Genomic DNA, 23,080 nt, shown 5'->3' on the forward strand with positions numbered 1-23,080 from the left:
TAATTTTATAATTAAATAGTTAATATTGCTAAAAAGTTGCTAGGTTTATTTAATATAAACAATTAGGGGGTAAAAATTATGAAATGGTTTAAAAATCTAAAAATAGCAAAGAAACTAATATCCGCGTTTATTGTTGTAGCAATATTGGTATGTGTGGTTGGAATAGCAGGATTATCCAATATGAATAAAATTAATTCTAATGCCAGTAAAATGCATGATTATAATTTAGCTTCTATAAAAGACTTAACCACTATTAAGCAAAATTTTTCAGATATAAGAGCTGACTTATTAAAGCTTGTGTATCAGAGAAACATCAGTGAAAAGGATAGTACAAAAACCGAAGCAAATAGTTTAATTTCAACCAATAATAATCTTGTAGATACATATGAAAAGACATTGCTTTCAGAATCTGAAAAGAGTGATTTTTCCGACTTAAAAACCAATTTAAGCACTTATATTGAAATTACTAATACAGTAATAAAGTATGTAGATGAAAATAATTATAGCGCAGCTGCTGATAATTTTTCTAAAATCACAGCTGCTAGAAAAAATATATATACTGCTATGGACAAATTAATACAAAATAATGTAAATCAAGCCGATACAGCTTATAAGGAAAATAATTTAACTTTTAGAAATTCAACATTTATTACGGGGGCTCTAGCAATATTAAGCTTAATCACAGCTATTTTGCTAGGAATATTAATATCAACTATGATTTCAAGACAGGTTAAAAAATCTTTAGACTTTGCTGAAGCCTTTGGCAAAGGGGATTTAACTAAGTCCATTGATGTAGATTCAAAAGACGAGTTAGGTAATATGCTAAGAGAGCTGAATTTAGCAAGGAATAATATAAAACAATTGATATTAGAGATAATGAATAGCGCAAATGATATAAGCGCCACCAGCGAAGAACTTTCTGCTACTACTGAGGAGATATCTGCTAAAATGGAATCAGTAAATGAATCCACTAAGCAAATAGCTAGCGGAGTTCAAGACTTAAGTGCAACTACTGAAGAAGTAAGCGCTTCTGCTGAAGAAATAAATAGCACTGGAGATATTTTGCTAAAGGACGCTAATTCAGCAGTAAGTTCAGTTAATGAAATAAACAAGAGAGCTATCATGATAAAAAATGAAGCTGCTCAAAGTATAGAGAAGGGCAATTTAATTTATGGGCAAAGCCGTTCAAGCATTTTAAAGGCAATTGAAGATTCTAAGGTGGTGGCACAGGTAAAAACTATGGCTGAATCTATTGGAACTATTGCTGAACAAACTAATTTACTAGCCCTAAATGCTGCTATTGAAGCTGCTAGAGCTGGTGAACAGGGAAAAGGTTTTGCTGTTGTTGCTGAAGAAGTTCGTAAGCTTGCAGAACAATCGTCTGAAGCAGTTACAAATATTCAGAGCATGGTATTGCAGGTTGAAACAGCGGTTGAAAATCTTTCTAAAAGTGGACAAGATGTTTTGGACTTTATGGCTGACAATGTGAAGCCAAGTTATGATTTACTTATGAATACTGGAGTTCAATATGAAAAAGACGCCCAATTTGTATTTAATCTTATAGAGAAATTTGAAACATCTTCAAAGCAGATGAATGAAGCTACTACTCAAATAAATGGGGCTATGCAGAATGTATCCGCAGTGTCAGAAGAATCAGCTAATGGGACAGAAGAAATATTGGGAAGTGTAAATGAAGTCACTATTGCTATTACTGATGTTGCAAAATCCTCTCAAAATCAGGCTGAACTTTCGCAAAAACTTAGTGAAATGGTACAAAGATTCAAAATATAGGCATAATAAAAACATCTTTCCTGCAGCTTGGGGATAGATGTTTTTTTATTAGCTTTGAATGTACATTGGTTTTGGATTATAATTAAAGAAAGCACAAAAATTTAGAACGCTGCTTGTTAGGAGTGGATAAGATGTGTATAGAAAACAATAAAAAATTAATTGCTTTAACCTTTGATGATGGGCCAAGCAATGTGACAAATCAGGTTTTAGATAAACTGGAAAAGTACAGCGTAACAGCATCATTTTTCTTGATTGGGCAAAATATAAGTCCTGAAAAGAAACCTTTGCTTCAAAGACAGATTCAGTTAGGCTGTGAAATATGCAATCACTCTTGGAGTCATCCGGCTATGAGTAATATGACTAAGGAAGATATTATAGATGAATTTCAAAAAACAAATGAGGTAATACATTCTGAGGCAGGGGTTTATCCTAAGTTTTTTAGGCCTCCCTATATAGCTCTAAGTGATGTTATGTATGAAGCTATAGATTTGCCTTTCATATGCGGAGTTGGCTGCAATGACTGGGAAGATTCTGTTAGTTCAGCACAAAGAGCTGAAACTATACTCAACTCTGCCAGCGATGGCACCATAATACTTATGCATGATGCTGAAGATAATATAAAAACTGTAGAGGCCTTAGATACTATAATACCTGAATTGAAGGAGAGGGGTTTTTGTTTTGTAACTGTTAGTCAGTTATTTCAGCAGAAATCTGTAAATCCCAGTGTAAAATATAAAATATGGACAAACATAAAGGATTAACTCTAGATACTATAAAAGATGAGATTTAGAAATGAAGGCCTGATTTCAAGCGACATTTGGCATCAGGCCGAAGAATCATGCTTTTAAAAAGCAATGAATGTTTTAAAGTGTTTTAAATTCAATTACTTGAGTAATAAACTCTTATAGTTATATTTAGTGATTATTGTATCTTTAACTAAATATTTATTAGGTATGATTTTGTGAAAAGTTAAATTATCCATAATTTCTTTTGCAGCGATTTGTCCAACTTCTTTAGGATCTATATAAGTAGATCCAATAAATGGTGAAACTTGCTTATTAAATTCTTCTTTTGCTACAGCACCTCCAATACCTACTACTACGGATGTATTTGAAAGACCAGATTGCTCTAGAGCTTTTATAGCTCCAATGGTACCTGCTTCATTAGCTGACATGACAAACCAGTTTTTTATATTTTTATTATAGGTTATGGTAGAGGCAGCAGCGTAAAAACTCTTTTCTGATTGTCCATTATATTCCGCTTGAAAAATGTTTCCTTTTGGAAATGATGAAAGTCTTCTTGTAAATGTGCTTAATTGTCCCTCTGTTCTAGGTATGCAGCTTGATACAGAATCCATCGTCATAAGTAAAAGTCCAGAGGAATTGATATCGGCGAGCTTATTATTGTTTTGAAGATAATCTACCATTAAATTAGTCATATCACGTCCAACCTGATTAGAGTCTATTCCCACAAAAGGGGTAATATAATTTCCATTATCATCTGTAAGAGGATCATCGCAAGCTACCACCGCTATATTTGCTTTTTTACATCTATCCACAGTGAGTTTACTTAATTTTTGATCTGGTATACAGATTAGTATGCCGTTGACCTTTTGACTGATTAAATTATCTAAGGCAGATAGATATACATCTGGATTCATTTTTGCATCTATTGTAATCACATCTTTGGCACCCATTTTTAGTGCCTGCTCTTTAGCCGCTTCACTTTCCTCCTGAAACCAGGATTCGTCCAAGGTCTTATATATAATAGCAATTACCAAATTAGATTTTTTCGTACTATTGTTATTTTTATAGCCAAGAGAATAGAAAGAAAAAATAGAAATGCAAATAATCGTTAGCATGGCTAAAAGTATTTTTTTATTCATAGCTTGTAAAATCCTTTCATTGATTTTATGTGTGAAAATTAGAGTCTCTAAACTGATTAGGGGTAATGCCTGTGATCTTTTTAAATAATATGCTAAACTGCTGAGGGCTGTTAAATCCAAGCTTATCAGATATTTCATAAAGCTTATAGTTAGTAGATAGAATCAATTTTTTTGATTTTTCTATTCTGCATTTTAATATATATTGAGTAACATTGTTACCGGTTTCCTCCTTGAAAATTCTACATAGGTAAACCTTATGGACATTAATATTTTCAGCTATATCAGTAAGACTAAGGGAGTGATTGTGCAGATTTTTGTTTATATATTCAATGGAGTCTGCTACTTTTTTGCTGTATTTGTTCTTGAAAGAGCTATTAATTTTAACGGTAATTATTTTCGTAAATATTTCAACGAACCAGTTTCTTATTTCTTCAACAGTCTCCTTTGAAGAAATAATTTCAATAGGTATATAGGAAGAAGAAAATATATCCTCATAGTTTATTAAATATCTGCTGCAAGTTTTTATTATTAGGTCTAAAAGAGAGGAATTTATATAATTAAGATAGTTAAATTGCATAAAACCTTTTATATCATTATCATACAAATAGGCTAGCTCAACTTTTAATTTAGGCAAATTATTTTCTTCAATGGCGTTAGTAATAGAGAAAATTCTTGTATTTAAAGCACCGGTATCTAAGCTTAAATTTTTAACAAAAGTATTATTTAAAATTATAGAGCCGTTTCCTAAAAAAACTTTCATTTTTGAGAGCTTAAAAGCTTCATCCCAATATTTTTTTATACCAAAGGGTTTTTTAAAGGGAGAGCTAATGCTTATGGTTAGTGTTACCTCCTTAATCGAAGAAACTCTTCTTTGTATTCCCTGAGCTAGTCCGTAACACTCACTTATTATATCTGCTTCACTGGCGGTAGGGGTTAGGCCTACAATAGCAGTAAATTCACCATTTTCGCTATAAAAACTCTCTCCTACAGTAAGATCAGCTATGGCATCAGTTACGATTTTAATGATTTCTTTCAGAGTCTTTGTATAGAACTCTTCATTTTCTAAATGTTTAAAGAAATTGTCTATATGAATAAATAGCAATGCGTACAATCTTCCTGTTAGGTTCATATTAAGGCTTTCAATAATATTTTTGCACTCCTCTTCACTTATATGATTAAAAATCAATTTTCTTAAAGCAATCTCTTTGTAATCTTTTAAAAAGTTTAATAATTTATGGTTGTCGGTGATAGGTTTTTCCTCAATATTTACGCTATCCAGATAGGTTTTTGTTTTAGCTAGTATTCCATATAAATCGTTAGGAGAAATTAAATCTTTTATTAAGTAATCTGTTACACCCATTTTCATAGCTCTTTGCGCGTATGAAAAATCCTCATAACAGCTCAATATTAAAAATTTTTGAGTTTTATTTATTTCTTGTACTTCTTCAATTAAATCTAGACCACCCATAATAGGCATTTGTATATCAGTAATTATAAGATCCGGTTTTATTTCCGGATACTTATCTAAGGCTTCTTTACCATTTGCTGCACTATATGCAATTCTATAATCAGTAGCTTCCCAATTTATAATGTGGGAAAGTATTTCTCGTGCTGGTATTTCATCATCAACAATCATTACCTTATACATCTTTTATCCCCTTTACAGAATTTTAATAAATATATGGAATATTAAATTCCACACAAGTTCCAATTCCGATTTTGCTGTATATATTTAAAGTATATTCGGTGCCAAAGTATAATTTAAGTCTTTCACGTATATTATCCAAACTAATGCCATTAAAGCCTTTATGGGCAGATTTTTGCTTGATTATTCCAATACCGTCATCTATAATTCTTATTTTAATAAAGTCTTTTTCTGACAGTATGTCTATTCTAATAGTTCCGTTGTCTGACTTAGGTAATATGCCATGATAAATAGAGTTCTCTATTAATGGCTGAAGGATAAGCTTTGGAATCAAACAGTTCTCTAGGTCTCCTGGTATATTGCATACTAATTTTACTATATCACCGTATCTATATTTTTGTATATTTAAATAATTTTTCACACAAGTGAGTTCTTCTTTAAAAGTTATAAATTTTTTATTTGTAGATATACTTTGCCTTAAAAGGCTGTTAAAGGACTGAATCATTTCTCTTATTTCTGACTGATTATTTTTGATGGCTAAATAATTTATTGTATTTAAAGTATTGTGTATAAAATGAGGATTTATCTGTGATTGAAGTAAGTCTAACTGCGTCTGTACAGATTCAAGCTCCAGCTTCTTATTTTCTTCTTCTTCTTTATATATCTGTTCTATGAGATTTCTCATATTATAAATCATTTTATTAAAGCTAGTTATAAGATATTTAAGTTCATCATCAGTTTTAGCTTCCAATTTATCTGGCCATTCGCCTTTTTCGAATTTATTCATCGCTTTTGTAATATCGTATATAGGGTCTGTAATTTTTTTTGAGGTAATGTGACTGATAAAGATTACGGTTATGATACTGAAAATACCAATTAAATAAACTAGGTTCAAAATATAATTCAAGTTTTTAGTCAATGAATCTGATGATACCACTCCAATTACTCTCCAATCTGGATATTCTTCTATGCCAGTATTGAATATCAAGTATTTTTTGTTGTTTATAATAACAGTTGAACTATTTAAATTTCCAAGCATTGACTTCTTATATTCTATATTTCCTGTTTTATATATTAAATTTCCATCCTTATCAACAATAAAATTTCCATCAAATACACCTTTACTGTAGGAATCTATATTGGCAAATAAACTCTTTTTCTTTATATTGATCATAAGATATCCAATTGAAGAAAAATCCTCCTTATTAAGATATCTAGAAAAATAAGTTATGTTTGCTTTTTTATCATAGTCTGGATTATTGTAAACGAATGGAAAAGTATTAGGAGAGGAAAACTTATTTGAATAACCGCTTTCTATAAAATTATCCAAATCCTTGTTATCATAAATTAAATTGTTGTAAGGATACTGAGAATAGAGGGGATCAATTATTTTTTTGTTTACTGTTAAAGGAATAATTGAAATTATATAATTACTCCAGTTGCAGTATTGAGATAAGGAATTTAAAAAATTGGTTTCATTTGATTTATCAATGGTTTTGCTGCTATTAACCTCGTACATAAACGCATAAATATTTTTATCATTTTCAATCATATAAGCGTCATGTCTTATGGAGTCAAAATTCTCATTTAGAATTTTTGATATTACAGTCATTTTCTCAGAAGCAACATTATTATATTGTTTAATTATTTCCTTAGAAAAAATTAAGCTTATAGATGCAGTAATAGCCAGTGTCAGTGCCAGTATTATAAAAGAAAAATATATAGTTATTCGGTTGCTTATTTTTTTAATTCTCATTAGTATCACCTTAAGAAATTATAGCATTAAGAATCTTACATTTCAAAGAGTAAATTTAGGTTATATAAAAAAATTAAAATTAGTTAATATTTAATAAGAAAAGTTAATAAATGAAATTTTAATCAGACAACGGTTACATTATAATTTGTTTAACGATTACAGAAAACAATATCATTTTTGATTTCATGAGGGGAGAAAAAACATGTTAAAGATTGTTTCATTTTTGTTTTGTATAATTTTAGTCGCTGCTATAACCTATCGTAAATTAAAGGGGCAAAAGAGCAGTTCTAAGGATTCCTACTTTTTAGGAGGAAGAAGCCTAACGGGAGGTGTCATAGGAGCATCACTACTTCTTACAAATCTAAGTGCTTCTAATTTTGTAGGTATGAGCTCACAGGCATATTCAAGCAATATGAGTACTATGGGATGGGAAGTTACTTCTGGATTGACTTTAGTTATTGTAGCATTATTATTACTTCCAAGGTACTTAAAGCAAGGGGTAACTACTATTCCTGATTTTTTAGAAGACCGTTTTGATTCAGGAGTTAAGAAGCTGGTTTCTATACTGTTCTTACTATGCTATGTGGCAAATCTGCTACCGACAACATTATACTCAGGAGCTATTGCCTTAGCTCAAATTTTCGATATACAAGGTATTTTAGGTATAAGCTATAATGCCAGCATATGGGTTACAGTTTGGGCTATAGGTATAATTGGTTTTATTTACGCTATAATAGGAGGGCTAAAAGCTGTTGCAGTGTCTGATACCTTGAATGGAATTGGACTAGCTATTGGAGGACTAATGGTACCTATATGTGGATTTATGTATGTAGGTAATGGAAGTTTTTCAGCAGGTTTATCAAAAATATTAACAGAACATGCTGATAAGTTTAATGCAGTAGGCTCTGCTCAGGATCCACTGCCTTTTGGAACTGTACTAACAGGAGTTATATTGGTAAATCTATATTACTGGGGAACTGATCAAGCTATTATTCAAAGAGCTTTAGCAGCTAAAAACTTGGCGGAAGGGCAGAAAGGAATATTATTTGCAGGCTTCCTTAAGGTTATGACTCCACTAATTGCTATAGTACCTGGAATCATAGTGTTTCACATGTATGGAGCAGGAGCAAGCAATCCAGATTTGCTGTATTCAAGATTAGTAAACGATGTATTGCCTAAACCATTTATAGGATTCTTTGCAGCTGCTATGTTCGGTGCAGTATTGAGTGTGTTTAATGGGGTTTTAAATAGTGCATCCACGTTATTTGCTTTAAATGTGTATCATCCAATTTTTGGAAAAGGAAAAACGGATAAGGAAATAATATCAAAGGGAAAACTATTTGGACTAGTTTTGGCAATAGTTTCCATGATAATAGCACCTTTCATAATGTATGCACCTGAAGGATTATTTCAATACCTGCAGAAGGTAAATGGATTTTTTAATGTTCCTATATTTACAGTAATTTTCATAGGATATGTAACAAAAAAAGTTCCGGCTGTTGCTGCAAAAATATCTTTGGTTCTATTTGTACTTAGCTATGCAGCTTTACAATTAGTATTCAAACCTGAACTTCATTTCCTTTATCAATTAGCTATTTTGTTTGTAATTAATTGCATACTAATGCTGATAATAGGAAAATTCAAGCCAAGAGCTGAAGCCTATGTATTGAAGGATAAAAAGGTAGTGGATATACAGCCTTGGAAATATAGCTATGAGTTTAGTGGCTTTGTAGTGTTTTTAATGATATCCATGTATATAATTTTTTCAAAGCTAGGCCTTGCCAGTGGTAATGGAGTGGGAATAAAAGCTTTAATACCTATAGGGGTGCTTGCAGTAGTAATTTTTGTTTTGGTTAAGTTTGCAAAGCGAAAAGACTCAGAAAATCAGAAAACTTCTTTAACAAATTTAGATTATAATGAAAGTGCAAAAAGTAGTTCTTAATTATAGGTATATATAGTTATAGGGATGTAGTAAATAATATTATTATTTGCTGCGTCCTTTTTAAAATTAGGTTATGTTTTAATAAAAAATCTAAATACAATATAAACATTTTAAAGCATAACTTAAAATTAAAATATATTTTTAGAGGAGATTTATATAAAACTTTAACCAATGTAAATAAGTATGATATCATTAAATAAATAAGATTTGTGTTTATGAAACGAATGAAGTATAGAAGGTGATAATAATGAAAAAGATTAAAGCAGACTGTCATATTCATACTAAGATTTCGCCAGATTCTAAGGAGCCTTTAATAGAAATATGTAAAAGTGCCTATGAAAAAGGCTTAACTTCCATTGTGGTTACAAATCATTTTGAATATTACACAGGAAAACAGAATGGAAGCAAGGGCTGGGGTATAGAATATATAGAAAACAGTCTTCAAGAAATAAATGAATGTAAAAAAGAATTTAAGGATAACCTTGAAATACTTTTTGGAGTGGAATTTGGACAAGCGCATTATTGGCCTGAAGAAGTAAAAAAATTGTTGGAGACCTATTCCTTTGATTATATAATCGGCTCAATTCATAAAATAGAGGATGTAGATTTAAAGTATGGGGATTATGCTAAAGAGAATATAGAAAAACAGAATAAGCTTTACCTGGATTTATTATATGCTATGGCTTCTCGAGGGGAATACGATTGTCTTGGGCATTTTGATTTGGTGAAAAGATATGCAGCAAATCATAATGAAAAAATTGATCTTATGAAAAACTATGAAAGAGATATAGAAAACATATTAAAGATAGTAATAGAAAGAGGAAAAGGAATTGAAGTAAACACTTCTGGACTTAGGCAGGCTTCTAAGGAATTAATGCCTTCTATAGGGATTATTGAACTATATAAAAAATTAGGGGGAAAAATAATAACTATAGGTTCTGACGCACACAAAAAAGAAGATGTAGGCAGCGAAATAGATTCTATTACAGCTTTATTAAAGCAGCTTGGCTTTAATGAACTTGCTATTTTCAAGAAAAGGCAGCCATATTTTTATGGTGTATAAAAGGTTTGAGCGACATGTAAAACGGTTCACATAATAAGAAAAGTATGTAAAAAACAACTTTCTGTGGTAAAATTAAAATATCATAGGGGGTTGTTTTATTATGGAGAAAACTGAAGTTAAAAAAAATGGTGTCTGGAGCAATATGTTATTTTATCTTAAAATCTGGATTAAGGTGTATCCACAATATATTCTGCTCTTCTTTTTAGCAGTTCCTTCAGGAATTTTTGGAGTTTATGCTGAAATAAATATACCTAAGCTTATAATCCATGGAATTGAAAACAAAGCTGCAGTGGAAGCAGTTATGATACCCCTTATAGAAATTTCCTTAGGAATGATTGCAGCAAAGGGCATCTCTACTTTTGTTTCCATGAGACTTATGGCAAAGGGAAGTGTTGCAAAGGCATATCTGAATTCGGACATGATTTTGAAAAAACTTTTTAAGATCAGCTATCAGAAGCTTGTTGAACCAAACACGCAGAACCAGATTTCAAAGATAAAAGAAATTATTGGTGAAGGCGACAGAGGAACAATGCACCAATTTGGAAAAAATATTGTTTTGATATTTACATCTTTTTTTGGAGTAATTTTTTTTGCAGTTAATATTGTAAAAATTGATTTTATTCTTCTTGCCATAATAAGTGCAACCGCAGCTATAAATTCTTTATATGGTATTTGGGCAAATAGATACCAAAGTAAAAATATTGAGCTGAGAAGCAAGGAGGCTAAGAAAACTAATTATATACGTGATTTATCTCAGAAGCTTGATTTTTTAAGAGACGTTAGGATCTATAAAATGGAAAAATGGCTTACTGAAACTTTTAGTACTTACAGAAAAAAATGGTCAGCTTATATGTTAAAATCTCAAAATGTGAATTTTGGATCGGTGCTTATAAATGCTTTAATGATTTTTATTAGAGACATTTTTGTGTATATCTATCTTATAGATAAATTAGTAAATAAACAAATCAGCATTTCTTATTTTGTTTTTATGCTTGGACTTGTTATGGCATTTTCTAACTGGATTAATGAGATAATAAATCAAGTTAATAATCTAATAGCTTTTAGTGTGGGAATAGATCATATAAGGGATTTTCTTGATATGGAAACTGAAGAGTCTTCTGAAGGTTCATCTCTTGAAATAGCAAATGAACCTGAGATTGAATTTCAAGCTTTAAGCTACAGATATCCAGGGAGTGAGCATTGGATATTTAAAGATTTTAATTTAAAAATATACAGTGGAGAAAAACTTGCATTAGTTGGTATCAATGGAGCTGGGAAAACAACTCTCATGCTTTTGCTTATGGGATTGCTTCAGCCCAGTGAAGGAAGGATATTGATTGATGGGCATGATAGCAGGGAATTTAATAAATCAGACTATTATAAGCTGTTTTCACCTGTTTTTCAGGACATAAATATATTTCCAGAAGCTATATATTCAAATGTTTCTGGAAGCTTAAATTATGATAAGGAGAAAGCAGAAGAAGCTATTTATAAAAGTGGAATGCTGGAATTTGTTGATTCCCTTCCTGAAAAAGGCTATACCCTTCTAATGAAGACGAGCAGAGAAAAGGCAATAGATCTCTCTGGAGGGCAGAGTCAGAGAATCCTGCTAGCCAGAGCACTTTATAAAGATGCAAAGATTAATATTCTCGATGAACCTACAGCAGCTTTGGATCCAGTTGCAGAAAGTAAAATTTATGAAGAGTATAATTCAATGAGTAAAAATAAGACTTCAATATTTATTTCTCATAGATTAGCATCTACCAGGTTTTGTGACAGGATAATATTATTAGAGTATGGACAGATAATTGAAGAGGGAACCCACTGGGAGCTTATAGAAAAGAATGGAAGATACCAGGAAATGTTTGAAATTCAAAGTCGATACTATAAGGAGGGAGGGGCTGAATTTGCTGGTTAAAATAAAAAGATTTTTCAGGCATATAAGCTATTTATCAGAGCTGGAACATGGATATTTTACATGTACTATTTTGTTTAATATGCTTAAGTTCATAAGCCCTTTTGTTAATCTATATCTTTCCAAGGGTATTCTTGATTCAATTTATATGAATGCAGCTTTAAATGAAAGCATGAAATATGTGTGGAGCATGGTTTTACTTAATATATTGATGATGACAGCACAGGGGTATTTTCAGAGCAGAAGTGAATATCATGACTTTAACCTGGTTAGAAATCATGATATGGTGAAGGCTAAAAAATTAATGAAGCTAGACTACGAACTTTTGGAAAGCGAAGCACTTCAGGATAGTATTGTAGAACTTCAATTTCTTGAGACTACTGGAATATATAATTTCTCATCCTTTGGTAAAGCTTTTGGTAATTTTGTAGGAAGTCTAGCAGGACTTATACTTTCATTGTACTTTTCTATAGAATTTTTTAAAGCTGACTTTAGTTTTAGAGGACTTAACAATTTTATGCTAAATTTTATTTTTGCAGTCCTTTTTATATTGCTCAATATACTTTCTTTTAAAGTGATGTCTAAGTACCAAAAGAAGGCAGGAAGCTTTGTAACCAAGAATGCAAAAAATATATTTCGATATATTCGCTCATACATGAATATAATCTATAATTATAGAGCTGGTAAGGATATAAGGCTATATGATATGGACTTAGCTGAAAACGCCGGGGAAGTATACAGAGAAAACATGTACTATTTGTACTCATCTTTTTGGACAAACTTTGAGAAAGGCAATACAATATCCAATATTTTCAGCAGCATACTTTCTGTAATTATTTTCTTATTTGTAGGAATGAAGGCATTGTATGGCACAATATCCGTTGGGCAGATTATGCTTTACATAGGAGCTATAAATAATATATTTAAAAATGCTTCTGAAATAATTAATAGTATAAGCATTATAATCCCTTCAGACAGCTATAGAGAAAAGCTATATAAATTTTTGGATTTGAATAGCGGTGGTAAAAATGAAAAAATTCGATTGGAAAAAGAATTTGAGAATAAATGTGAGATAGAATTTAAAAATGTAAGCTTTAAATATCCTGGTACGGACAAGTATGTGCTTAAGCATATAAATCTTAAATTTAAAGCTGGTAAAAGATTCGCTGTTGTAGGAATTAATGGTTCAGGAAAAACTACATTAATAAAGCTGCTGTTAGGGCTCTATGCTCCTACAGAAGGGGAGATAACCCTTAATGGAAAAAATATTGGAGATTATAAGTATGAAGAATATATGGATATTTTTTCTGTAGTGTTTCAAGATTTTAAATTGCTTTCTCTTACTCTTGGAGAAAATGTTGCAGCAGCAAGAGAATTTGATTCTGATGAAGTGAAGGCTTCCCTGCAGAAGGTTGGACTTTCTAAATTCTTAGAGAGAAATGATTTGGATACCTATCTTTATCGTGAATTTGATGAAAGTGGTATTGAGATTTCAGGGGGAGAGGCTCAGAAGATTGCAATGGCAAGGGCTATATATAAAAAAGGGAAATTTATTGTGCTTGATGAGCCAACAGCAGCCTTGGATCCAATTTCTGAATATGAAATATATTCAAAATTCAATACTATAATCGGAAATAATACTGCTGTATACATATCCCATAGATTATCTTCCTGTCGTTTTTGCCATAATATCTGCGTAATTAACGAAGGAGAGCTGGTTCAGTGTGGGTCACATGAAGAACTTGTAGCGGATACTTCAGGCAAATACTATGAACTATGGACTTCTCAGGCTAAGTATTACAAAGAGAATTAAACAATTGCTTTTGGCTGCAATTTAAAAGAATGTTGATATAAAAAAACAATATCAACATTCTTTTAAAACATAGACTAAAATATGCACTTATTTTAAAGAATTATTCAGATACTCTACTAATTCTTTGTAGTTCTTATCAGCTAAAGGCTCCTTATCTTTTAAACCTTCTAGTTTACTGTTGTGCACAGAAATGTTTTCCTGGAAGCTTTCAACAGCTTCTAAAATAGCCTTTCTAAATAAAGGTATGGCATCAATTATTTTTTTGATCCCATATACATATTCATCCTCGCTTATAGTAAAGCATTGAAATAAACCGGAAGTCAATCTGCCATCGGAAAATATATAAATATATCTGTCTCTCATTTCATCTGATAGATCTACTTCAATTTTATGTTTATATAATCTAAATACAATATCGTCTTTTTTTATGAAAATAGGGAATATGGTTGAAAAAAGTGATACTACACTTTCTTCTTCATCTACTAAGCCTGCAAAATCATTTTCGTTAAGCTTAGTTACTATCTCTTCAGTAAATATACTGTCTTTAATTTCTCTGCTTAATTTTAACTTTAATTTTTGCTCTTTTCCTTCAATCAATAAGTTATCTATAGATTTAATCAGCTTATCAAAAGGATTTAATACCTTTGAAGATTTATTTTTATTATCACTCATAATATTACCTCCTCGTATATTAATTTAACACATGTTTCAAAATAGTACAACCTTTGTAAGCCTTAAGCTTTAATTAAGGGCTACGTTTTAAATCAGTGCTGATTTTACATGGATTTAAAACATTCCTTTAGATAGTGTTTTGGAGTGATGCCTTTGTACTTTTTAAAGGTCTTAATAAAATAGCTGATATCATTAAAGCCGCAGTTCAAGGCAATTTCTGTTATGGAATCATTTGAAGAGACGAGCTGCTGACAGGCGCATTCCACCCTGTAATAATTTAAATAATCAATGGGGGAACGCTGTGTAATTTCTCGAAAAAATCGGCAGAAGTATTTTGGGGACATGCCAGCTGCTTTTGATAAATCATCCAAAGAGAGAGCTTCTGAATATCGTTGCTCAATAATAGTAATAACATTTTTAAATTGGCTTAATTTTTGCTGATTTTTAATAGTAATTTCCTTAGGAGTACTGTATAAATTGTTTTGAAGAATTATTCCTAATAAGTGATATAAGGAACCTTTTGTAATAAATTCATATCCTAGCTTTTTATCTGCCATGGACTGAAATAAATAATTGCAGATTTGCTCTAAATCTGGAATGTGCGAAGGCAAATTTGGATATACAATTTTTGAATGATTTATGATGTCGTTTATTTGTCTTCCACAGATATTATTATCCTTTAAAAGAGATTTCATATCAAACACTATGCATTCATAGATGCAATCTTTAGCTGTGCCTCCATGGAGAATGCCGTCCTGTATAAAGGCAATATCACCTTTGCCTAAGTTTAATTTATTTCCATTTAGGGTTAGTAAAAATTCACCTTCAATAATTCTCAGCATTTCATACTCTGTATGCCAGTGGTAAGGCATATTATAACTAGGATGAGAAGGAGTTACATGGTAAAAGGCTATAGGAAAATCAAAAGTTCCATGCTGCCTCTGCTCTTTATAATCTATATATTTCAATATAAATCTCTCCTTATAAAAAAGTGAATATTATTATATATTTTGCTATTATAACACAAGAAATAGAACTTTTATGTGTGTATAATACAATTATAGTTAATAATAAATAATTTTTCTATAATTTTAGGAGGAAGGATTATGACAAAGAGCAGATTGATAGGAGATTACCCCGTAATTGGAATCAGGCCAACCATAGACGGAAGAAGAGGCATTTTAAATGTTAGGCAATCTTTAGAGGAGCAAACCATGAATATGGCAAAGGCTGCAGCAGAGCTTTTTACTCAGAATTTAAAATATTCTAACGGTGAAAATGTAAAGGTTGTCATAGCAGATACTACTATAGGGCGTGTGGCAGAAGCAGCGGCTTGCGCAGCTAAATTTAAAAAGGAGGGAGTAGATATTACTGTAACTGTCACTCCCTGCTGGTGCTATGGTGCAGAAACTATGGACATGGATCCAATGACTATTAAGGCAGTTTGGGGCTTTAATGGCACAGAAAGGCCTGGTGCAGTTTATTTAGCTTCAGTGTTAGCTACACATGCACAAAAGGGATTGCCTGCCTTTGGAATATACGGACATGATGTTCAAGATGCAGACAGCACAGAAATACCTGAAGATGTAAAAGAAAAACTATTAAGGTTCGGAAGAGCTGCTGTTGCAGCTGCATCCATGAGAGGAAAGTCTTATTTGCAGCTTGGCTCAATTTGTATGGGAATAGGTGGTTCGATAATAGACCCCTCATTTATAGAAGAATATCTTGGTATGAGAGTAGAATCTGTAGATGAAGTAGAGATAATAAGAAGAATGACAGAAGGAATTTATGAGGAGGAAGAGTTTAAAAAAGCATTAGCATGGACAAAAGAAAAATGCAAGGAAGGCTTTGATAAAAATCCAGCAGGAGTTCAAAAGACAAAAGAGCAGAAGGAAGCTGACTGGGAGTTTGTTGTTAAGATGATGTGCATTATCAAGGATTTAATGAATGGAAATGAAAAACTTCCAGAGGGCAGCGAAGAGGAGAAGGTGGGACACAACGCTATTGCAGCAGGGTTCCAGGGACAGAGACAATGGACAGATTTCTATCCAAACTGCGATTTTGCAGAGGCACTTTTAAATACTTCTTTTGATTGGAATGGCGCCAGAGAGCCATATGTTTTAGCTACGGAAAATGACGTGCTTAACGGTATAGGAATGCTATTTGGAAAATTGTTAACCAATAAAGCTCAGATTTTTGCTGATGTTCGCACATATTGGAGTCCTGAGGCAGTAAAGAAAGCCACTGGATATGAGTTAGAAGGAGTGGCAAAGGAAGCTGGTGGCTTCATTCACTTAATTAATTCAGGAGCAGCTTGCTTGGATGCTTCTGGAGAGGCAAAGGATGAGAAGGGTAAGGGCATAATGAAGGCTTGGTATGATATTACTGAAGAGGATCAGGAAGCTATTTTGAAGGCAACTACCTGGAATGCTGCTGATAACGGCTATTTTAGAGGGGGCGGCTTCTCTTCAAGATTTTTAACTAGGGCCGAAATGCCTGCAACAATGCTTAGAGTGAATCTTGTAAAGGGATTAGGTCCAGTGGTTCAATTAGTAGAAGGCTATACTGTAAAGCTTCCAGAGGAAGTGTCTGATAAGCTGTGGAGAAGAACAGACTACACTTGGCCATGCACTTGGTTTGCACCAAGAACTACAGGGGAAGGAGCTTTCAAAACAGCTTATGACGTTATGAATAATTGGGGTGCTAATCACGGAGCAATAAGTTACGGGCATATTGGTGCAGATATTATTACTTTATGCTCTATTCTGAGAATTCCAGTTAGCATGCACAATGTACCAGAAGAGAAAATATTCCGTCCAGCAGCTTGGAATGCTTTTGGAATGGATAAAGAAGGACAAGATTATAGAGCTTGCTCAGTTTATGGGCCAATGTATGAATAATTTTAGCAGGTGTGCTTGTATGGAGAGAAGAAATTTAATAAAAAAAGCATTAGCTTTTGATATTGGAGCCTCTAGCGGAAGAGCTATGCTGGGGACTTTCGATGGAAAAAGCATCAATGTTGAAGAGATTCATAGATTTTCCAATGATCCTGTGATCTTAAATGGAATCATGTACTGGGATGTGCTTAGATTAATGTTTGAGATTAAGCAAAGCTTAGTAAAGGCAAAAAAGTACGGAAAAATTGATACCATAGGTGTAGACACCTGGGGTGTAGATTTTGGGCTGTTAGACAAGGAAGGAAGCCTATTGGAAAATCCAGTGCATTATAGAGATAGAAGGACTGAAGGCATGCTGGAAAAAAGCTTTAAAAAACTTAGGAAGGAGGAGTTTTATTCTATAACTGGGAACCAATTTATGGAGATAAATACAGCCTTCCAGCTTTTATCCATAAAAGAAAATAGAGAGTATCTGCTTGAAAGAGCTGATACCCTGTTGCTGATTCCAGATTTGATTAATTATTTTCTTACTGGTAAAAAGGCTTCTGAATATTCCATTGCCTCCACTACTCAGCTTTTTCAGCTTAAGAATAGAAATTGGTCACACAAGGTTATAGAGGCTTTAGAATTACCTAAGGGCTTGTTTACTCAAATAATTCCTAGCGGTACTGTTATAGGAAATTTGTCAGATGACATAATAAGTGAACTTCAGATAGCCAATTCAGAAGTAATAGCTGTTGCAGGTCATGATACTCAAAGCGCATTGGCAGCGGTTCCAGCAGAGCATAAGGATTTCATATTTTTAAGCTGCGGAACTTGGTCACTTTTGGGAACGGAGTTAGAGAAACCTATTATTAATAAAAAATCAAGTAAATACAATATTACCAATGAGGGAGCCTATGGGGGAAAGGTATCTTTTCTGAAAAATATTATTGGGCTTTGGCTCATACAGGAAAGCAGAAGGCAGTGGATTAGAGAGGGAAAGGAGCTTAGCTTCAGTGAATTAGAAAAATTGGCTCAGCAATCCAAGCCCTTTAAATGTTTTATAGATCCGGATGATGATTTATTCGTTCCAGCAGGGAATATACCTGAAAGGATAAGAGAATATTGCAGGAAAGCAGGGCAGGAAATTCCTGAAAGTGAAGGAGAAATAGTAAGGTGTATAGATGAAAGCCTGGCTATGAAATACAAATTTTCTTTAGAACAGATAGAAGAATGTACGGAGAAAAAATATGGCACTATCTATATGGTAGGCGGAGGCATACAAAGCGGTTTATTGTGTCAGTTTACGGCTAATGCATGCGGCTGTCAGGTTTCAGCAGGTCCTGTGGAAGCTACAGTCTTTGGAAATATAGCCATTCAGCTGATGGCTAAGAAAGAAATAAATACTATTCAGGAAGCAAGAGAAATCATAAGGAATTCTGAAAATATAATTTATTATAACCCAGAGGAGGAAGAACTTTGGAATAAGGTCTATAAGAGGTTTAAGGAGGCAACAAAGTGCTAAAAGGAATACCTAAAATTTTATCACCTCAGCTTTTAAAGGTTTTATGCGAGATGGGACACAGCGATAGGATTGTGATATCCGATGGAAATTTTCCAGCAGAAACTATGGGAAAAGATGCTATTGTTATTCGCTGTGATGGACATAACATTCCAGAATTATTAGATGCTATTTTAACTGTATTTCCCCTAGATACTTATGTGGAAAAGCCAGTGAACTTAATGGAAGTGGTATCTGGAGATCCAGTGAAGACTCCTATATGGGATACTTATAAGGAAATAATAAAAAAACATGACGAAAGAGGAGCAGAAGCTGTAGGGAATATAGAAAGATTTGCTTTCTATGAAGAAGCCAAAAAGGCTTATGCCATTATAGCTACGGGTGAAAAAGCATTGTACGCAAATATAATGCTTCAAAAAGGAGTAATGCTTTAAGCAGCTTCTACAATTGAAAGGAGAATTAATTATGGAATACATGGAAATAAGAGAACAGATTTGTGATGTTTGTCATAAAATGTGGCAGCTGGGCTGGGTGGCAGCAAATGATGGAAATGTATCATTTAAGCTTCAGGATGGTACTTTTTTAGCTACACCTACAGGTATTAGCAAAAGTTTTATCACTCCAGAAAAATTAGTTCATATAGATGAAAATGGGGAGGTTATTGATGGGCAGCCTGGAGCAAAACCTTCTTCAGAGATAAAAATGCATTTAAGATGTTATAAGGAAAGAGAAGATGTAGGAGCAGTGGTACATGCGCATCCGCCAACAGCTACAGGCTTTGCAGTGGCTCATTTAGATTTGGATCGTTACACTATGATTGAAACTGTAATTGCCATTGGGTCTATTCCAGTTACGCCTTATGGAACACCTTCTACTTATGAAGTCCCAGATGCCATTGCACCATATTTAAAGGAACATGATGTACTATTACTTGCCAATCATGGCGCATTGACAGTAGGAGCTGATTTGATAACAGCTTATTATAGGATGGAAACCTTGGAGTTATTTGCTAAGATAAGCTTAACTGCTCATTTGCTTGGAGGTGAGAAAGAAATTTCAAGGGAGAACATAGACAGGCTTGTTGGAATGAGGGGTAAATATGGGGTTACAGGGAGGCATCCAGGTTTTAAAAGATATAGAAAAGAGAAATAGCAATGTTTACAAAATTCCTCTTACTTAGGTAGGAGGAATTTTTGTGAGGAAAATAAATTTATATATTGTTTAAATAGGTTCTATAGTAAGCATTTCTAAATTCAGTAGGGGTCAAGTTCTCATATTCCTTAAAAAGCTTCATAAAATATTTTTCGCTCTTGAAACCGCAGAGGTAGGCAATTTCTTTAATGCTTTCTTCGGATTTTGTGAGCAGTTCCTTTGATCTAGCTACCCTCATGCCATTAATATATTTTAAGGTGCTTACTCCTAAATATTTCTTAAATAATCTGGTGAGATAATCCTCATTAAAATTAAATTTAAAAGCTATTTCTTTTACAGAGAAATCCTTATTTAAATTCATTCTAATCCATTGGAGAATACTTATAAATTTTTTATCATGGATATTTTTTCCCTCTAAAGCATTAAAATTAAGATCTATTACCTCCTGGGTAAGTTCTATAAGCAATAAAGTAGTTAGATAATCTGAGGCAAGCTTTGAATAGTAATTAGATTGAGTTATATGAAGCAGCTGCCTAAATTGTATTATTATCTTTTCTATGTTTTCTAGGGTGAAAAAAGCAGGTAGAGCTATGCTTTCCTTTACTTTGCTGAAATAGGGGCTTGCAGGAAGAGGGGATAATTCCATTAAGGCATCCTTTTCTTGAAGAATACTATACTCATCCTTGCATAAGAAGTGCAGCCAATAAAAGGAGGTTCCCGCGTTGGAAGGGTAATAGCCTTGATGAATATGCCCAGGAAGCAGAAGGAGAACCTTACCAGGTGTAACTTCATATTTTTCATTATCCTGCTGTATAAAGGCAGAGCCTTTTATGCCAATGATAATTTCAAAATTGTCATTGGTTCTTTTCATATGAGTCCAATTTTCTTCAGCTATAAAATGCCCGCAGCCAACAAAATTAACGGGAGTGGATATTTTAGCCTTTAAATAATTCATGTCGGATTTCACCACCTAATATACTTTTTCAGCAGTTGTTGCCTATATGAAAACATTATAACATAAGAGTATAGATTGTAGTTAGGAGGATTTAAAATGAGTAAATTAAAAAATTCAAAGCCCATTTCTTTAAAAAATGTGAATATTAAAGATGAATTTTGGTCGGAATATCAAAAGCTAGTGAAAGAGGTAGTGATACCTTATCAATGGGAAGCACTTAATGACAATGTGTCTGATGCTGAACCAAGCTATGCAATAAGGAATTTTCGTATTGCTGCTGGGGAGGAGCAGGGAGAGTTTGGAGGAATGGTATTTCAAGACAGCGATGTGGCTAAATGGCTTGAAGCAGTTGGATACAGCTTAGCAATTAATACTGATGCAGAGCTTGAGAAAATGGCGGATAAAACCATAGATTTAATAGAAAAGGCACAGCAGCCTGATGGATATTTGGATACCTACTTCACCATAAAGGAGCCTGGCAAGAGATGGACCAATCTTAAGGACTGCCATGAATTATATTGTGCTGGTCATATGATGGAGGCTGCGGTGGCATATTATTATGGCACAGGAAAGAGAAAACTTCTAGATATTATGTGTCGTTATGCTGACTATATAGATTCTGTATTTGGTGTTGAACCTGGGAAAATAAGAGGATATTGCGGTCATCAGGAAGTAGAACTTGCTTTAGTTAAGCTGTATAGAGCTACAGGTAATGATAGATACTTAAAGCTGGCTAAATATTTTATTGATGAAAGAGGGCAAAAACCATATTTCTTTGAAGAGGAGTGGGAGAAAAGAGGAAAAACTTCATATTGGCAGCCCGGTGTCACTCCAAAGCCAGATGAGAGCTATCATCAAGCCCATAAACCAGTGCGTGAGCAAACAGAAGCTACAGGCCATGCTGTAAGAGTAGTATATATGTGTACTGGAATGGCAGATATAGCTGCTGAAACTGGAGATGTAGAACTCCTTAAGGCTTGCAGAAGGCTCTGGGATGACATCGTTAACAGGCAAATGTATGTAACTGGGGGAATTGGATCCACCAATCATGGAGAAGCCTTCAGCTTTGATTATGATTTACCTAATGATACGGTATATGCTGAAACCTGTGCCTCTATAGGACTGATATTTTTTGCTCACAGAATGCTTCAAATTGAAGCTAAGGGAAATTATGCTGATGTTATGGAAAGGGCACTTTATAATACCGTAGTAAGCGGTATGTCAAAGGATGGCAGACATTTCTTCTATGTAAATCCTTTAGAGGTATGGCCTGAAGCCTCTGAGAAGAATCCTTCCAGAACACATGTAAAATCTGTGAGACAGAAATGGTTTGGCTGTGCTTGCTGCCCTCCTAATGTAGCAAGGCTTTTAACCTCTCTTGGAGAATATATTTATACCAGCAGTGAAAATACAGTTTATACACATCTCTATATTGGCGGAGAAGCTAAAATGGAGTTAGAGGGTGAAGATATAACAATTTTACAAGAAACTGATTACCCATGGAGAGGCTTAGTTAAGATGAAGCTATCTATGGATAAAGAAAAGGAATTTAATCTGGCGCTAAGAATCCCAGGCTGGTGCAGAAAAGCTGAAATATTTGTTAATGGAGAGGCAATGGACATAAGCAAAAAAATCCTAGATGGATATGCAATATTGCATCGGGCATGGAAGGATGGAGATTATATAGAGCTTAAGCTTGATATGAATGCTGAATTCATACAGGCAAATCCAAAGGTGAGAGCTGATGCAGGCAAGTTAGCGATACAAAGAGGACCATTAGTATACTGTATTGAAGAGATAGACAATGGCTCTAACCTTAATGCCATTTCTATTGATGCTTACGAAAAACTTGAAGAAGAATATGATAAAGATCTTCTTGGAGGAGCAGTAGTAATTAAGGCAAAAGGCAGCAGGATAGAGGAGAAAAACTGGGAGAATGAACTGTATCGTCCTTTTGAGAATAATAGCAAAGAAGCTGAAATAAAGGCTGTTCCATATTACCTATGGGGAAATAGAACTCCAGGTGAAATGCTGGTTTGGATTAGAAATAAAAATTAAAATTAAATTATAAAAGAAAAGCTAAAAGCTTT

Annotated in this window: 17 protein-coding genes; 11 read left to right on the top strand and 6 right to left on the bottom strand. The window is 33.3% G+C overall.

The window, feature by feature from the left end; translation table 11 throughout:
• Positions 1-78 precede the first annotated feature (78 nt).
• Together IAI10_RS00190 and IAI10_RS00195 are read left to right on the top strand one after the other, a co-directional pair.
• Complete coding sequence (locus IAI10_RS00190) at positions 79-1,791, top strand: methyl-accepting chemotaxis protein (protein ID WP_315671282.1); 1,713 nt, start codon at positions 79-81, stop codon at positions 1,789-1,791.
• Between the two features lie 131 nt (positions 1,792-1,922).
• On the top strand, positions 1,923-2,552 hold the full coding sequence (locus IAI10_RS00195; protein WP_315671283.1) for a polysaccharide deacetylase family protein: 630 nt from the start codon (positions 1,923-1,925) through the stop codon (positions 2,550-2,552).
• A 122-nt stretch (positions 2,553-2,674) separates the two neighbouring features.
• On the opposite strand, the gene IAI10_RS00200 is transcribed toward IAI10_RS00195, so the two are convergent.
• From IAI10_RS00200 to IAI10_RS00210, 3 genes are read right to left on the bottom strand one after another with little or no spacing between them, the layout of a single operon-like run.
• Positions 2,675-3,676 carry an arabinose ABC transporter substrate-binding protein gene (locus IAI10_RS00200; protein ID WP_315671284.1) on the bottom strand — a complete coding sequence of 334 codons (1,002 nt, stop codon included), beginning with the start codon at positions 3,674-3,676 and terminating at the stop codon, positions 2,675-2,677.
• A 25-nt stretch (positions 3,677-3,701) separates the two neighbouring features.
• Complete coding sequence (locus IAI10_RS00205) at positions 3,702-5,324, bottom strand: response regulator (protein WP_315671285.1); 1,623 nt, start codon at positions 5,322-5,324, stop codon at positions 3,702-3,704.
• Between the two features lie 22 nt (positions 5,325-5,346).
• Entirely contained in the window at positions 5,347-7,077 is a 1,731-nt protein-coding gene (locus IAI10_RS00210; RefSeq protein WP_315671286.1) for a histidine kinase, read from the bottom strand.
• A 202-nt stretch (positions 7,078-7,279) separates the two neighbouring features.
• Here IAI10_RS00210 and IAI10_RS00215 point away from each other — a divergent pair, with 202 nt between their 5' ends.
• The 4 genes from IAI10_RS00215 to IAI10_RS00230 all read left to right on the top strand — a co-directional run bounded on the left by IAI10_RS00215 (position 7,280) and on the right by IAI10_RS00230 (position 13,810).
• Positions 7,280-9,019 carry a solute:sodium symporter family transporter gene (locus IAI10_RS00215; RefSeq protein WP_315671287.1) on the top strand — a complete coding sequence of 580 codons (1,740 nt, stop codon included), beginning with the start codon at positions 7,280-7,282 and terminating at the stop codon, positions 9,017-9,019.
• Positions 9,020-9,266: 247 nt separating this feature from the next.
• Complete coding sequence (locus IAI10_RS00220; RefSeq protein WP_315671288.1) at positions 9,267-10,082, top strand: histidinol-phosphatase HisJ family protein; 816 nt, start codon at positions 9,267-9,269, stop codon at positions 10,080-10,082.
• A 100-nt stretch (positions 10,083-10,182) separates the two neighbouring features.
• Positions 10,183-12,000, top strand: a complete 1,818-nt coding sequence (locus tag IAI10_RS00225) for an ABC transporter ATP-binding protein (protein ID WP_315671289.1) — start codon at positions 10,183-10,185, stop codon at positions 11,998-12,000.
• The gene (locus tag IAI10_RS00230; RefSeq protein ID WP_315671290.1) at positions 11,990-13,810 is read left to right on the top strand and encodes an ABC transporter ATP-binding protein; all 1,821 of its coding nucleotides are present in this window, start codon (positions 11,990-11,992) and stop codon (positions 13,808-13,810) included. Before IAI10_RS00225 ends, IAI10_RS00230 begins: the two co-directional genes overlap by 11 nt.
• 87 nt (positions 13,811-13,897) lie before the next feature.
• Here IAI10_RS00230 and IAI10_RS00235 read toward each other — a convergent pair whose 3' ends face one another.
• Positions 13,898-14,482 (bottom strand): hypothetical protein, encoded by a 585-nt coding sequence (locus tag IAI10_RS00235; protein WP_315671291.1) that lies wholly within the window; start codon positions 14,480-14,482, stop codon positions 13,898-13,900.
• A 104-nt stretch (positions 14,483-14,586) separates the two neighbouring features.
• Positions 14,587-15,450, bottom strand: a complete 864-nt coding sequence (locus IAI10_RS00240) for an AraC family transcriptional regulator (protein WP_315671292.1) — start codon at positions 15,448-15,450, stop codon at positions 14,587-14,589.
• A 138-nt stretch (positions 15,451-15,588) separates the two neighbouring features.
• Between IAI10_RS00240 and IAI10_RS00245 the strand changes: the two genes are divergently transcribed.
• The 4 genes from IAI10_RS00245 to IAI10_RS00260 are packed head-to-tail and all read left to right on the top strand — an operon-like array spanning position 15,589 to position 20,035.
• Entirely contained in the window at positions 15,589-17,382 is a 1,794-nt protein-coding gene (locus IAI10_RS00245) for an L-fucose isomerase (protein WP_315671293.1), read from the top strand.
• A gap of 19 nt (positions 17,383-17,401) precedes the next feature.
• Positions 17,402-18,886 (top strand): rhamnulokinase family protein, encoded by a 1,485-nt coding sequence (locus tag IAI10_RS00250; RefSeq protein ID WP_315671294.1) that lies wholly within the window; start codon positions 17,402-17,404, stop codon positions 18,884-18,886.
• On the top strand, positions 18,880-19,317 hold the full coding sequence (locus IAI10_RS00255) for an RbsD/FucU domain-containing protein (protein WP_315671295.1): 438 nt from the start codon (positions 18,880-18,882) through the stop codon (positions 19,315-19,317). The genes IAI10_RS00250 and IAI10_RS00255 overlap by 7 nt, the downstream gene beginning before the upstream one ends.
• Positions 19,318-19,348: 31 nt before the next feature.
• A complete protein-coding gene (locus tag IAI10_RS00260; protein WP_315671296.1) occupies positions 19,349-20,035 on the top strand; it encodes a class II aldolase/adducin family protein in 687 nt (228 codons plus the stop codon).
• Positions 20,036-20,093: 58 nt separating this feature from the next.
• Here IAI10_RS00260 and IAI10_RS00265 read toward each other — a convergent pair whose 3' ends face one another.
• Complete coding sequence (locus IAI10_RS00265; RefSeq protein WP_315671297.1) at positions 20,094-20,990, bottom strand: AraC family transcriptional regulator; 897 nt, start codon at positions 20,988-20,990, stop codon at positions 20,094-20,096.
• 96 nt (positions 20,991-21,086) lie between these two features.
• Here IAI10_RS00265 and IAI10_RS00270 point away from each other — a divergent pair, with 96 nt between their 5' ends.
• On the top strand, positions 21,087-23,048 hold the full coding sequence (locus tag IAI10_RS00270) for a beta-L-arabinofuranosidase domain-containing protein (protein WP_315671298.1): 1,962 nt from the start codon (positions 21,087-21,089) through the stop codon (positions 23,046-23,048).
• Positions 23,049-23,080 lie beyond the last annotated feature (32 nt).

Source organism: Clostridium sp. 19966 (assembly GCF_032335695.1).
GTDB lineage: Bacteria > Bacillota > Clostridia > Clostridiales > Clostridiaceae > JACTOJ01.